Source organism: Alcaligenes sp. Marseille-Q7550, assembly GCF_965112015.1.
Genome location: NZ_CBCOPU010000001.1, coordinates 1,588,826 through 1,602,237, shown reverse-complemented (window position 1 = coordinate 1,602,237; position 13,412 = coordinate 1,588,826). Strand labels below are relative to the sequence as shown.

Genomic DNA, 13,412 nt, shown 5'->3' with positions numbered 1-13,412 from the left:
GTTGTGTCCTCAAGAAGCGTGTGGCAAAGACGGGGATCTGGCCGTGTCGGTGTCGCGATCCCAGCCATCGCGGGGATCATAGCTCAGGGCGGCCAGCATGGTCAGCACCACCACCAGGCCGAAGCTGAGCGCACCGGGGCCGGGGATGATCTGCGACAGGCCGGGGAAATTGGCCAGGGCCGCCATCAGCACCACCACGAACACGTCCAGCATGGACCATTGCCCGATGAGCTCGACCATATCGTACAGGCGGTTGCGCTGGCGTTGAACGGCATTGCCGCGCCAGCGCCGGCCCAGCAGCAATACGCCCAGCGCCAGCAGCTTGGTGATGGGCACCACGATGCTGGCCACGAACACGATGATGGCCAGATCCCAGGAACCCAGTTCCCAGAGCTGTATGACGCCGCCCAGAATGGTGTGGGCGCTGCTGCCCATGATGCTGCGCAGCTCCATCACCGGCAGCACGTTGGCGGGAATGTAGAAGATGCAGGCGGTGAACACCAGGGCCGCGGTACGCGCCCGGCTGTCGGGCTTGCGCTTGTGCATGGCGGCGCCGCAACGCTCGCAGTCCTGCGCCCCGGCCGTCTGGACCAGGCCGCAATGATCGCAGGCGCACCAGCCTCCCGCCCGCTCCAGCACCCCGGCGCGCGCCATGGGCGCCAGTTGCGCATCCTCGGCCCATAGCCACAGGCGGCGCGCCGTCAGCCGGCTCAGCCCCGTCAGCAGAAAGGTCAGCACGAAAAAGGCGTACAGGCCGGGCGCCACGGTCAGGCGGCCGATGCCGGCGAATTTGACGATGGCCACCAGCACGCCCAGGAAAAGCACGGCCGTCATGGACCAGTGCTCCAGGTGGCTGAGCACGCGCAGGCCCAGGCCGAAATCGCCGGGCAAGGGGCGAGCGCGCGCGATCAGTCCCAGCGCCCAGAATTGGAACAGAAGCTGGAACAGGGGAAGCCAGAAGCCGACCAGGCCCGCCATGATGGACAGGCCGAAATGGCCTTGCTGCCAGATCAGCAGCAGGGCCTTGGGAAAGGTGGGGGATACGGTCTTGCCCGCCATGCCCAGGTGGACGACGGGAAAGAGGTTGGCGATCAGGAACAGGACAAGAACCGCCAGCACCACCGCCTGCCACTGGCGCGGCGAAAAACGGCTGTGCCGATAGAGCTCGGCGTCGCAACACGCGCAGCGGGCGAGCCCCGCGCCCTGCAGGGGAACCCGCTCGTGAACCGTGTCACAATGCGTACAGGCTACAAGCGGGCGAGCCCCCATGGTTTAGTCGACCAGCCCCGGTTCGGGACGCGAGGAGGAAGCCTTGCTGTCCGGCGCGTCCGGACCGGCGGAGGGGAACTCCAGCACCACCTGATCGTTGGCGTCCAGACCCACCTCCACATGGCCGCCGTCGACCAGCCGGCCGAACAGGAGTTCGTCCGCCAGGGCGCGGCGTATGGTGTCCTGGATGAGCCGGTGCATGGGGCGCGCGCCCATGGCCGGATCGAAGCCCTTGGCGGCCAGGTGGTCGCGCAGCGCATCGGTAAAGGATACTTCCACGCGTTTCTCGTGCAACTGGTTTTCCAGCTGCATGAGGAACTTGTCGACCACGCGCAGGATGATCTCCCGCGACAGCGGCTTGAAGCCGATGATGGCGTCCAGCCGGTTGCGGAACTCCGGCGAGAAGTGGCGCTTGATGTCCTGCATCTCGTCGCCGGTGCGCTCGGGCTGCGTGAAGCCGATGCCGGTCTTGTTCAGGGCCTCGGCGCCGGCATTGGTGGTCATGATCAGGATCACGTTGCGGAAGTCGGACTTGCGCCCGTTGTTGTCCGTCAGCGTGCCGTGGTCCATGACCTGCAGCAGGATGTTGTAGACGTCCGGATGGGCTTTTTCGATCTCGTCCAGCAAGAGCACGCAGTGCGGCTGCTTGGTGACCGCCTCGGTGAGCAGCCCGCCCTGGTCGAAGCCCACGTAGCCGGGCGGCGCGCCGATCAGGCGCGAGACCGTGTGACGCTCCATGTATTCGGACATGTCGAAGCGCAGCAGCTCCACGCCCAGCACGAAGGCCAGCTGGCGGGCGACCTCGGTCTTGCCCACCCCGGTGGGACCGGAGAACAGGAAAGAACCGATGGGCTTGTCGGGCAGGCCCAGGCCGGAGCGCGCCATCAAGATGGCGGCGTCCTGGCCGAACACCACGGACTTGAGATCGCGCGCCAGCGTGGCCAGCTTGTTGCGGTCGTCCGTGGACACGGATTGGGGCGGAATACGCGCTATGCGCGACACCGTGGCCTGGATATCCGTCTTGCCGATGACCTTCTTCTGCTTGGAGCGCGGCAGCAGGCGCTGCGCGGCGCCGGCCTCGTCGATCACGTCGATGGCCTTGTCCGGCAGGAAGCGGTCGTTGATGTAGCGGGCCGACAGCTCGGCGGCGGCCGTCAGGGCGGCGGCCGAATAGCGCACGCCGTGGTGTTCCTCGAAGTGCGATTTGAGGCCGCGCAGGATCTGCACGGTCTGCTCCACCGTGGGTTCGGCCACATCGATCTTCTGGAAGCGCCGCGACAGGGCGTGGTCTTTCTCGAAGATGCCGCGGTATTCCGTGTAGGTGGTCGCGCCCAGGCACTTGAGCTGGCCGGAGGACAGCGCCGGCTTGAGCAGATTGGAAGCGTCAAGCGTGCCGCCCGAGGCCGACCCGGCCCCGATCAGGGTGTGGATCTCGTCGATGAACAAGATAGCCTGCGGCGTATCCTTGAGCTGCTTGAGCACGGCCTTCAGGCGCTGTTCGAAATCGCCCCGGTACTTGGTGCCGGCCAGCAAGGCGCCCATGTCCAGCGCGTAAACGCGCGCCTGGCCCAGGATGTCGGGCACTTCCGCGCGCTGGATGCGCAGCGCCAGGCCCTCGGCGATGGCGGTCTTGCCCACCCCCGCCTCGCCCACCAGCAGCGGGTTGTTCTTGCGGCGGCGGCACAGCACCTGGATGACGCGTTCGACTTCCTTCTCGCGGCCGATGAGCGGATCGATCCGGCCCTGGCTGGCTTCAGCGTTCAGGTCCGTGGCGTACAGGTCCAGCGGGGACTTCTGCGAGTCGGAGCGCGTGTCGGGCTCGGGTGCGGCCGAAGCCTTGGGAACTTCGGGCGGCGTGGGCTCGGGATTGGACTTGGTGATGCCGTGGGACAGGAAATTGACCACGTCCAGGCGCGTGACGCCCTGCTGCTGCAGGTAGTACACCGCATGGGAATCCTTTTCGCCGTACATGGCCACCAGCACGTTGGCGCCCGACACCACGTTCTTGCCGGAGTTGCTGGAGGACACATGCATGATGGCGCGCTGGATGACGCGCTGAAAGCCCAGCGTGGGCTGGGTATCCACTTCCCCTTCTCCGGGAAAGGTGGGCGTGTTCTCGTTGATGAATTTGCGCAAATTCTGACGCAGCGCATCAATGTCGGCCGCACACGCCTTCAACACTTCAACAGCCGAGGCGTTGTCAAGCAGGGACAGCAGCAGATGCTCTACCGTGATGAATTCATGGCGCGCGGCACGAGCCTCGACAAAGGCCATGTGTAGACTGACTTCAAGTTCTTCGGAGATCACGCTTCCTCCTACACGGCGAGAGTAAAACTTGGGTGGTTGCTTCTATTCTATGACTAATTTGCCTGATCTGAACAACCCGGTAAACCATTAGTTTCAGGCGTCCGGCGCCGGTTCCATGACGCACTGCAATGGATGCTGGCGGAACTGGGCAAGCTGGCGCACGATCTCCACGCGGGTGGCGGCAATATCGCGCGGATACACGCCGCAGACGGCCCGGCCTTCGTAGTGCACCTTGAGCATCAGTTTTTCCGCTTCCTCGGGCGACTTGCCAAAGACCCGCTCCAGCACGCCCACCACGAACTCCATGGGGGTGTAGTCATCGTTGAGCAGGATGACCTGATACATGGGCGGAGGCGCGAGCCGCGCCGACTGGCGCTCGACGGTCGTCTCGCCTTGCTTGTCGATCTGAATGGCCATAGTACAGACTAGGTGCTTTCCATAGGTTGACTGGGGGTAACGAAATTAAGCATCATCCGCTTGATCGCGTCAATTTCGGAAAAAACCGACATGAAGTGATCGCAGGCCCGGGGAGGGGCCGAAAAAGTATCAACCTTACACTATAGTTGAGAGGCAGGAAGCATGTCGGAAACAACCACCACCGCAAACACGGGAGACAACCAGAAACTGTCCGGCACCGTCAAATGGTTCAATGACGCCAAGGGCTTTGGATTCATTACGCCAGACAATGGTGGAGAAGACCTCTTCGCCCATTTTTCGTCCATCCAGATGAACGGGTTCAAGACCTTGAAGGAGGGCCAGAAAGTCCTGTACGAAGTTGCCCAGGGCCCTAAAGGCAAGCAGGCACTGAATATTACTTCCCCTTAAAATCCTGCACTCTCAATTCTAACAAAAAGCAGACTCGCTACACATGCATTGTTCACGTATCACCACAGGGCCCGGGCGCCCTGTTTTTTTTGCCTGCTCCCTGGCCGCCCTGCTGCTGGCCGGCGCCGCCCAGGCGCAGGATCCATTGCCCATGCGCACCCTGACGCTGGGTGAACGCACCATCCAGGCCGAGGTGGCCGACCGGCCCGAGACACGCGCCATGGGCCTGATGGATCGCCAGAGCCTGACGCCCGATCACGGGATGCTGTTCGTCTTCGAACAGGAAGGCATGCCCTGCTTCTGGATGAAGAACACGCCCCTGCCCCTGGACATCGCCTTCATCGACCAGGAAGGGTTCATCGCCAACATCGCCGCCATGCAGCCGTTCGATCTGCAGTCGCACTGCCCGGTGCGGCCCATCCGCTATGCGCTGGAAATGGAGCAGGGCTGGTTCGCCAAGGCAGACAAGCAGGCCGGCGAACGCGTCGTCGGTCTGCCGCGCTGATCAGACGCGCTCGAGGATCAGGGCCACGCCCTGCCCCACGCCGATGCACATGGTGCACAAGGCGTAACGGCCGCCCGTGCGATGCAATTGATTGACGGCCGCCATGGCCAGGCGCGCGCCGCTGGCGCCCAGCGGATGGCCCAGGGCGATGGCGCCGCCATTGGGATTGACGCGCGGATCATTGTCTTCCAGCCCCAGCAGGCGCGTGACCGCCAGGCCCTGCGCCGCGAACGCTTCGTTCAGCTCTATCACGTCCATCTGGTCCAGCGTGAGGCCCGCCAAGGCCAGCACCTTCTGGCTGGCCGGCGCCGGGCCTATGCCCATGATGCGCGGCTCCACGCCCGCGAAGGCCATGGCCACGACGCGCGCGCGCGGGACCAGCCCCTGCTCGCGCGCCATGGCTTCGCTGGCCACCAGCAAGGCGCAGGCGCCGTCGTTCACGCCCGAGGCGTTGCCTGCCGTGACCGTGCCGTCGGCCCGCACCACGGGCTTCAAGCGCGCCAGCGACTCCAGCGTGGTCTGGCGCGGATGCTCGTCCGTATCCACCACCACGGGATCGCCCTTGCGCTGCGGGATCAGCACCGGCGTGATCTCCTGCGCCAGATAGCCGGCCTGCTGGGCGGCGGCGGCGCGCTCCTGGCTGGCCAGGGCGAACAGGTCCTGGTCCTCGCGGGACACCTGGAACTGACGGGCCACGTTCTCGGCCGTCTCGGGCATGGAATCAATGCCGTACTGCTCCTTCATGCGCTTGTTCACGAAACGCCAGCCTATGGTCGTGTCGTAGATGGCGGCATTGCGGGCGAAGGCCGTTTCGGCCTTGCCCATGACGAAAGGTGCGCGGCTCATGCTCTCCACGCCGCCGGCCAGGATGAAGGCGGCGTCGCCCGAGCGGATGGCGCGGGCGGCCGAACCGATGGCGTCCAGGCCCGAGCCGCACAGGCGGTTCAGTGTGACGCCCGGCACGTCCACAGGCAGGCCGGCCAGCAGCGCGGACATGCGCGCCACGTTGCGGTTGTCCTCGCCGGCCTGATTGGCGCAGCCGTAGATCACATCATCCAGGCGAGCCCAATCCACCTGCGGATTGCGCTGCATCAGCGCGTGCATGGGCACGGCGCCCAGGTCGTCCGCCCTGACGGCGGACAAGGCGCCGCCATAACGTCCGAACGGTGTACGGATTGCGTCGCAGATAAAGGCGTCCTGACTCATCAAACTCATCCCAAAACAAGAATAAAATCGCGCACAACGCCCGCAAGACATAGCTTGGGGGCAATCCAACGATGATAATACGCCGCCTGCGCGATGACGGATACATGATGAAGGCATGTCCGCTGCGCGGCCGATTCAAACGCCATGCCGTCCATCCCCGCCCTGCTTGCAGACCGCCCCGCGCGTGCGGGAACAGGCAATAAAAAAAACCGCCGGGGCAGGTTGCTGCCGGCGGTTTCCAGTCTGTGCGCGGCCAGAGGGCCGCGCAGCCTGAACAGGGGATCAGCCCAGGTTCTTGGCGGCGAACTCCCAGTTCACCAGGTTCCAGAAATGCTCCAGGTACTTGGGACGGGCGTTGCGGTAATCGATGTAGTAGGCGTGTTCCCACACGTCACAGGTCAGCAGGGCTACGTCGTCCGAGGTCAGGGTGGTGCCGGCGTTGCTGGTGTTGACGATGTCCAGGGAGCCATCGGCCTTCTTGACCAGCCAGGTCCAGCCCGCGCCGAAGTTGCCCACGGCGGACTTGGTGAAGGCGTCCTTGAAGGCGTCGAAGCTGCCCCACTTGGCGTTGATGGCGTCGGCCACCTTGCCGGTTGGAGCGCCGCCGCCATTGGGGGACAGGCTGTTCCAGTAGAAGGTGTGGTTCCAGACCTGGGCTGCGTTGTTGAACACGCCGCCGGAGGACTTCTTGACCACGTCTTCCAGGGAGGCGTTTTCGAATTCGGTACCGGCCACCAGATTGTTCAGGTTGGTGACGTAAGCCTGGTGGTGCTTGCCGTAGTGGAACTCCAGGGTTTCCTGGGAGATATGAGGCTCAAGTGCGTTGAGTTCGTAGGGAAGAGCGGGAAGAGTAAATGCCATTTCAATTCCTTCTAAAAAAACCGTGCTTGGTATCCGAAACGGACGCGGCCTAGAGCAAATCGTGCGCACGTACAACATCCACCGAAACGCTGCCGCGACTCAACTCGACATCGAGTCGTTCACCAACGTTTAAGTCTAACGCATTTTGCACGACTTTCCCTGTGGCATTCCTGACAATAGCATATCCGCGATTCACTATAAGACGAGGCGACAAAGCCTGTAGGGTTTGCTGGGCCGCCTGCAGCCGCTGGCGACGCAGAACCAGCCCGTGCTCGCCCGCCTGGAGCAGGCGACGGCGCGCCGAATCCAGGCTTTGCTGGCGCGGCGCCACCTGAGGCATGCTGCGCCGCAGGCGGAACAGCACGGTTTCCAGGCGCTGGCGAGGACGTTCCGGCAAGGTCGAGGCCTGGCGTCGCAGGCGCTGGACCAGACCGTCCAGGCGCTGCTGCTGCTGGGCAATGCGCTGCTGCGGCGAGACCAGCATGGCCACGGCGCGGTCCAGGCGCAGCGAGGCGCGCTCCACGTGGCGCCGCATGCCGTGATTCAGGGCCCCCAGCCGCGCGCCGAGCTGGTCCAGCAATTCCGCCCGGCTCGCGCAGGCCAGCTCGGCGGCGGCCGTGGGCGTAGGCGCGCGCAGGTCGGCCACGAAGTCCGCGATCGTGAAGTCGGTCTCGTGCCCCACTCCGCTGATGACGGGAATCGGGCTGGCGGCGATGGCGCGCGCCAGGCCCTCGTCATTGAAACCCCAGAGATCCTCCAGGCTGCCTCCGCCGCGCACCAGCAGCAGCGTGTCCACCTCGGCACGGGCGACGGCCGTCTCCAGCGCCTGGCGCAGGCGCGCGGGCGCATCGGCTCCCTGCACAGGCGCGGGATAGACGATGACGCGCACGTGGGGCGCGCGCCGCGCCATCGCTGTCAGTACGTCGCGCAGGGCGGCCGCCGCCAGCGACGTGACCACGCCCACGCAGCCTGGCAAGGCCGCAATGGGTCGCTTGCGTTGCGGATCGAACAGACCCTCGTCCTGCAACTGGCTCTTCAGGCGCAGAAAGGCTTCATGCAGATCGCCCAGACCTGCGCGGCGCATGCTCTCCACCTGGACCTGGAAATCGCCGCGCGGCTCATACAGCGAGACGGCGCAGCGGAATTCGAAGCGCTCTCCCGCCCTGGGCACGAAGCCCACCGCCTGGGCCCGACCGCGAAACATCACGGCACGCACGGCCGCCCTGTCGTCCTTGATGGAGAAATACCAATGACCCGAGGCCGCCTGGGTGAAATTGGAGATTTCGCCGCGCACCCAGACCACCGGCATGTGCTCGTCCAGCAACTGGCTGACCCGCCGGTTCAACTGGGCGACCGTCCAGACGACGGGCGTCTTAGTTTCTTGATAATACGTCACATTTTCCTCTTCGCCGCTCGTCCAGGCCGGGTTTTCCACCGCATCGTATCCACAAATGTCATGGTTTTGTCAAATTGCTGATCGCACAACAACTTCCGCTTCAATCGTCATATTTCACTTCACGATGGAACCATAAGGCTTTGAAATAAAAAGATATTTAAAAAACAAGGCGAGTGGAAAAAATTAGCCAGCGAACCGCCAGACCACCAACGGCGGCCCTGACAGGCTTTTTATGCACAGAATTATCCACAGATTCTGTGGATACTCTTGTCCAAGCCAGAGCCCGTGCCGTCCGCAGCCTATGCCGACCGCCCGGGCCCGATCCGGATCCAAAGTGTACCGCGCCGCTCCCCGAATCGCGGCGGCGGCCCTACAATAGACGCTGATCCATTTTCACGACCGGAAAACCGACCCGTGCTTGCCCTTATCGATGCCGCCGGCTGGCCCGTCTGGCTGCTGCTGGCCTGCTCCATCCTGGCCCTGGCCCTGATCCTGGAGCGCCTGCTCTCACTGCGCACCAGTCGCATCCTGCCTCCGGGGCTGGCCCGTCAGATCGGCGAGCTGACCCTCCAGAACCGCATCCAGGACGACTCCCTGGCGCGCCTGCACGCCAACTCGCCCCTGGGCCGCGTGCTGGCCACGGTGCTGCAGCATCGCCACGAGGACGCCGCCTTGCGCCAGGCCGCCGCGGAGGCCGCCGGCAACGAGCTGGGCTATCAGTTGAACAAATACATTCCCGCCCTGGGCACCATTGCGGTCATCGCCCCGCTGCTGGGCCTGTTCGGCACGGTCATCGGCATGATAGACATCTTTGCCGCGTACGATCCGGCCGGCGGCGACCCCAGCCTGGTGGCCCGCGGCATCTCCGTGGCCCTGTACAACACCGCCTTCGGCATCCTGATCGCCGTACCCGCGCTGATCTTCCATCGCTACTTTCGCAGCCGCGCCGATTTCCTGCTGCACCGCCTGGAAAGCGAAGCCGGCGCGCTGGACCGGCTGCTGGGCCAAAGGACCCGATGATGCGTTTTCGCCGCGCCCGCGAACAGGACCATCTGGAACTGAACCTGGTCCCGCTGATCGACGTGCTGCTGGTGGTGCTGATCTTTCTGGCCGCCAGCAGCACTTTCGTGCGCCATCGGCAGTTGGACGTCTCCCTGCCGCAGGCCCAGGCTCAGGCGGCCCAGCCGGCCGAGCTGCTGCTGGCCATCAGCCAGGATGGCCGCTACGCCCTGAACGGCGACTGGCTGGAGGCCGACAGCCCCGCGCCCCTGAGCCGCGCACTGGCGGCCGCCCCGCGCGACGCCCAGGACAGCCTGCTCATACTGGCCGACGGCCAGGCGCCCCATGCCGCCGTGGTGCAAGCCATGGAGGCGGCGCGCCAGGCGGGCATCGCCCGTATCCACTCAGCCACCCAGGCCCCATGAGCCAGCACGCCCGTCTCGCCCGCTGGCTGCATCGCCAATGGCAGCACCGCGGATGGTTCAGCGCCCTGCTCAGCCCCCTGTCAGGGCTGGCGGGCGTCATCGTGCGCCGCAAGCAGGCGCGCTACAGGCGCGAGCCGCAGGCCGCCTACCGCAGCCCCGTGGCCGTCATCGTGGTGGGCAACATCATCGTGGGCGGGGCGGGCAAGACTCCCGTGGTGCAGGCGCTGGCGCGCCATCTGCGTGAACTGGGCTGGACGCCGGGCATCATCAGCCGCGGCTATGGCGTCAAGGTGGGCGCCGAGCCCCGCGTGGGGCAAGGCTTGCTGCCCGCCAGCCAGTTCGGCGACGAGCCCGCCCTGATCGCCGCCCAGACCCAGGCGCCCATTGCCGTGCACCCGCGCCGCGCCCTGGCGGCCCAGGCCCTGCTACGCGACTTTCCCGCCGTGGACCTGATCATTTCCGACGACGGCCTGCAGCATCTGGCGCTGGAACGCGACCTGGAAGTCGTGGTGCAGGACGCGCGCGGCGTGGGCAACGGCCGCCTGCTGCCGGCCGGCCCGCTGCGCGAGCCGCCCGAACGCCTGCTGCGGGCGGACTGGCTGGTCACCCAGCTCAATGCCGACCAGCCCGCGCCCCGCACGCCGCATCCTGCCGACCCCGCCCGCTGCCTGACCATGACGCTGGCCCCCTGCCGCATGGAACAACTGGCCACCGGCCTGAGCCTGGAATGGGCGCGCTGGCGCGAGCAGTACAGCGGCCGTAGCGTCCAGGACCTGGCCGCCATAGGCCAGCCGGAACGCTTTTTCGCCATGCTGCGCCTGAACGGCCTGAACCTGTCCGCGACACGTTCGCGCCCTGACCACGCCGCCCTGGCGCCGCAGGATTTCGCCGGCCTGCATGACGGGCCCATACTGATCACCCGCAAAGACGCCGTAAAATGTCGGGGCATGGACGATCCGCGACTCTGGGTCGTGGACGTGCTGCCGGTCTTTTCGCGACCCCACTGGATCCAGGAGCTGGACGGCGTGCTGCGCACGCGGCGCGCCGTCCCTCCTTCCCCTACCCGGAGCTAAACAATGCAAACACGCCTGCTGGAAGTCCTGGTCTGCCCCTTGTGCAAGGGGCCGCTGCGCCACGACCGCGAACACCAGGAACTGATCTGCAAGGCCGACAAGCTGGCCTTCCCCATCGTCGACGGCATCCCCACCATGCTGGAGAGCGAAGCCCGCCGCCTGGACGCCCAGGACAGCCCCGCGTCCTGACATGAGCTTCACCGTCATCATTCCCGCCCGCCTGGGATCCACCCGCCTCCCAGACAAGCCGCTGGCCGACATCGCCGGCCAGCCCATGGTGGTGCGCTGTGCGCGGCAAGCCGCCCTGTCCCGCGCGCGCCAGGTCCTGGTGGCCACCGATTCGGAGCGCATCGCCCAGGCGGTGCGCCAGCACGGCTTCCAGGCCCTGCTGACCCACTCCGACCACCCCACCGGCACCGACCGCCTGGCCCAGGCCGCGCGCCTGCTGGCCCTGGAGGACGGGGAAATCGTGGTGAACGTGCAGGGAGACGAGCCGCTGATCGCGCCCGAGCACATCGATGCCGCCGCCGACCTGCTGGCCCGCCATGCGCAAGCCGACATCGCCACCCTGGCCGCTCCCATCCGCGATGCGGACACCCTGTTCAATCCCAACGCCGTCAAGGTCGTCTGCGATCTGCAAGGCCGCGCCCTGTACTTTTCGCGGGCGCCCGTACCCTGGGCGCGCGACGCGCTGGCCCAGGGCGAGCGGCGCCTGGCGGACGGGCTTCCCGCATTGCACCATATCGGCCTGTACGCCTACCGCAACCGCTTCCTGCAGCGCTTTGCGCAATTGCCGCGCGGACCGCTGGAACACTACGAATCCCTGGAGCAGTTGCGCGCCATGGAAAACGGTTTTCAGATCATGGTGCACCGCCTGGAACAGATTCCCGCAGCGGGCGTGGACACCGCGCAAGACCTGGAAAGAGTACGCGCTCACTTCGCAAATCGGTTATAAAAGATCTTTTTTCTGCTTGTCCGAACAAGAAATGCGCGAAATATGCTGCATTGCGTCATAATCGAGCGAAAATCGGATACAAGCACTTCCTGGAGGAATTCATGCGACTGATACTGCTCGGTCCCCCCGGTGCCGGCAAAGGCACCCAAGCAGCCTACATCACCGAGAAATTTGGCATCCCCCAGATTTCCACCGGCGACATGCTGCGTGCGGCCGTCAAGGCCCAGACCCCGCTGGGCCTGGAAGCCAAGAAGATCATGGATGCCGGCGGTCTGGTCTCGGACGACATCATCATCGGCCTGGTTCGCGATCGCCTGCAGCAGGCCGACTGTGAACAAGGCTACCTGTTCGACGGCTTCCCGCGCACCATTCCGCAGGCCGACGCCCTGAAGGACGCCCAGGTCAAGCTGGACTTCGTGGTGGAGATCGACGTGCCCGAAGAGAGCATCATCGAACGCATGAGCGGACGTCGCGTGCATCCGGCCAGCGGCCGCAGCTACCACGTCACCTTCAATCCGCCCAAGACGCCCGGCGTGGACGACGTCACCGGCGAGCCCCTGGTGCAGCGCGACGACGACCGCGAGGAAACCGTGCGCCACCGTCTGTCTGTCTATCGCGAGCAGACTCGGCCACTGGTCGATTACTACTCGCAATGGTCGGCCACCGGCGACGCCCAGGCTCCCGCCTACCGCAAGATCTCCGGGGTGGGCAGCGTGGAGGAAATCCGCCAGCGCATCCTGGACGCACTGCAAAAATAAGACCTGACTCGACCGGCCCTCTGGGGCCGGTTGTTTCTTTCGCAGGAGACAACGTCATGCAGATCAGCAACAAGACCTTTATCGTGACCGGCGGCGCCTCCGGCCTGGGAGCAGGCACGGTGCGCATGCTGGTGGAGCACGGCGCCCACGTCGTCATCGCCGACATCCAGGACGAGGCCGGCCAGGCGCTGGCCCTGGAGCTGGGCCAGCGCTATCTGCGCTGCGACGTCACCCGCGAGGACGACGCCCGCGCCGTGGTCGAGTCCGCCGCCCAGGATGCGCAACGGCCGCTGTTCGGCCTGGTGAACTGCGCCGGCGTGGCGCCCGCCGCCCGCACCGTGGGCCGTGACGGCCCGCACAGCCTGGAACTGTTCCAGAAAGTGGTCATGATCAATCTGGTGGGCACCTTCAATATGTGCCGGCTGGCGGCCGCCGCCATGAGCGCCAACACGCCCGACTCCACCGGCGAGCGCGGCGTGCTGATCAATACCGCCTCCGTGGCGGCCTACGACGGCCAGATCGGGCAGGCCGCCTACAGCGCCTCCAAGGCCGGCGTGGTCGGCCTGACCCTGCCGCTGGCGCGCGACCTGGCCAAGACCGGCATACGCTGCATGACCATCGCGCCCGGCATCTTCGGCACGCCCATGCTGTTCGGCATGCCCCAGGAAGTCCAGGATTCCCTGGCCGCCAGCATTCCCTTCCCCTCCCGTCTGGGGCGTCCCGACGACTACGCCAAGCTGGTGCACAGCATCATCACCAACGAGATGCTCAACGGCGAGACCATCCGCCTGGACGGCGCCATCCGGATGGGCCCCAAGTAACTTCTCACCGTC

Annotated in this window: 15 protein-coding genes; 9 read left to right on the top strand and 6 right to left on the bottom strand. The window is 65.6% G+C overall.

Annotated features, from left to right (window positions below; translation table 11 throughout):
- Positions 1 to 9: 9 nt before the first annotated feature.
- The 3 genes from ACWPWO_RS07680 to clpS form a co-directional block, all read right to left on the bottom strand.
- Entirely contained in the window at positions 10 to 1,269 is a 1,260-nt protein-coding gene (locus ACWPWO_RS07680) for a paraquat-inducible protein A (RefSeq protein WP_454005692.1), read from the bottom strand.
- Between the two features lie 3 nt (positions 1,270 to 1,272).
- A complete protein-coding gene (clpA, locus tag ACWPWO_RS07675; protein ID WP_454005690.1) occupies positions 1,273 to 3,576 on the bottom strand; it encodes an ATP-dependent Clp protease ATP-binding subunit ClpA in 2,304 nt (767 codons plus the stop codon).
- A 93-nt stretch (positions 3,577 to 3,669) separates the two neighbouring features.
- Complete coding sequence (gene clpS, locus ACWPWO_RS07670) at positions 3,670 to 3,993, bottom strand: ATP-dependent Clp protease adapter ClpS (protein WP_454005688.1); 324 nt, start codon at positions 3,991 to 3,993, stop codon at positions 3,670 to 3,672.
- Between the two features lie 162 nt (positions 3,994 to 4,155).
- On the opposite strand from clpS, the gene ACWPWO_RS07665 reads away from it, so the two are divergent.
- Positions 4,156 to 4,401, top strand: a complete 246-nt coding sequence (locus ACWPWO_RS07665; RefSeq protein WP_394065332.1) for a cold-shock protein — start codon at positions 4,156 to 4,158, stop codon at positions 4,399 to 4,401.
- Between the two features lie 43 nt (positions 4,402 to 4,444).
- Positions 4,445 to 4,906, top strand: a complete 462-nt coding sequence (locus tag ACWPWO_RS07660; RefSeq protein ID WP_454005686.1) for a DUF192 domain-containing protein — start codon at positions 4,445 to 4,447, stop codon at positions 4,904 to 4,906.
- Here the strand turns inward: ACWPWO_RS07660 and pcaF are convergent, their stop codons facing one another.
- The 3 genes from pcaF to xseA form a co-directional block, all read right to left on the bottom strand.
- Positions 4,907 to 6,112 carry a 3-oxoadipyl-CoA thiolase gene (gene pcaF / locus ACWPWO_RS07655; RefSeq protein WP_454005685.1) on the bottom strand — a complete coding sequence of 402 codons (1,206 nt, stop codon included), beginning with the start codon at positions 6,110 to 6,112 and terminating at the stop codon, positions 4,907 to 4,909.
- A gap of 282 nt (positions 6,113 to 6,394) precedes the next feature.
- Entirely contained in the window at positions 6,395 to 6,973 is a 579-nt protein-coding gene (gene sodB, locus ACWPWO_RS07650) for a superoxide dismutase [Fe] (protein ID WP_454005683.1), read from the bottom strand.
- 49 nt (positions 6,974 to 7,022) lie between these two features.
- On the bottom strand, positions 7,023 to 8,369 hold the full coding sequence (gene xseA / locus ACWPWO_RS07645; RefSeq protein WP_454005682.1) for an exodeoxyribonuclease VII large subunit: 1,347 nt from the start codon (positions 8,367 to 8,369) through the stop codon (positions 7,023 to 7,025).
- A gap of 414 nt (positions 8,370 to 8,783) precedes the next feature.
- Here xseA and ACWPWO_RS07640 point away from each other — a divergent pair, with 414 nt between their 5' ends.
- The 7 genes from ACWPWO_RS07640 (at position 8,784) to ACWPWO_RS07610 (ending at position 13,400) form a co-directional block, all read left to right on the top strand.
- Positions 8,784 to 9,389, top strand: a complete 606-nt coding sequence (locus tag ACWPWO_RS07640; RefSeq protein WP_454005681.1) for a MotA/TolQ/ExbB proton channel family protein — start codon at positions 8,784 to 8,786, stop codon at positions 9,387 to 9,389.
- Positions 9,389 to 9,793: an ExbD/TolR family protein gene (locus tag ACWPWO_RS07635; RefSeq protein ID WP_454006312.1), complete on the top strand. Its 405-nt coding sequence runs from the start codon at positions 9,389 to 9,391 to the stop codon at positions 9,791 to 9,793. Before ACWPWO_RS07640 ends, ACWPWO_RS07635 begins: the two co-directional genes overlap by 1 nt.
- The gene (gene lpxK, locus ACWPWO_RS07630; RefSeq protein ID WP_454005679.1) at positions 9,790 to 10,866 is read left to right on the top strand and encodes a tetraacyldisaccharide 4'-kinase; all 1,077 of its coding nucleotides are present in this window, start codon (positions 9,790 to 9,792) and stop codon (positions 10,864 to 10,866) included. Before ACWPWO_RS07635 ends, lpxK begins: the two co-directional genes overlap by 4 nt.
- Before the next feature lie 3 nt (positions 10,867 to 10,869).
- Positions 10,870 to 11,055 carry a Trm112 family protein gene (locus ACWPWO_RS07625; protein WP_394065325.1) on the top strand — a complete coding sequence of 62 codons (186 nt, stop codon included), beginning with the start codon at positions 10,870 to 10,872 and terminating at the stop codon, positions 11,053 to 11,055.
- Position 11,056: 1 nt separating this feature from the next.
- Positions 11,057 to 11,821, top strand: coding sequence for a 3-deoxy-manno-octulosonate cytidylyltransferase (kdsB, locus tag ACWPWO_RS07620; RefSeq protein WP_454005677.1), 765 nt, complete (start codon positions 11,057 to 11,059; stop codon positions 11,819 to 11,821).
- A gap of 101 nt (positions 11,822 to 11,922) precedes the next feature.
- Entirely contained in the window at positions 11,923 to 12,579 is a 657-nt protein-coding gene (adk, locus tag ACWPWO_RS07615; RefSeq protein ID WP_394065323.1) for an adenylate kinase, read from the top strand.
- 56 nt (positions 12,580 to 12,635) lie between these two features.
- Complete coding sequence (locus ACWPWO_RS07610) at positions 12,636 to 13,400, top strand: 3-hydroxyacyl-CoA dehydrogenase (protein WP_454005675.1); 765 nt, start codon at positions 12,636 to 12,638, stop codon at positions 13,398 to 13,400.
- The last annotated feature ends 12 nt before the right edge of the window (positions 13,401 to 13,412 follow it).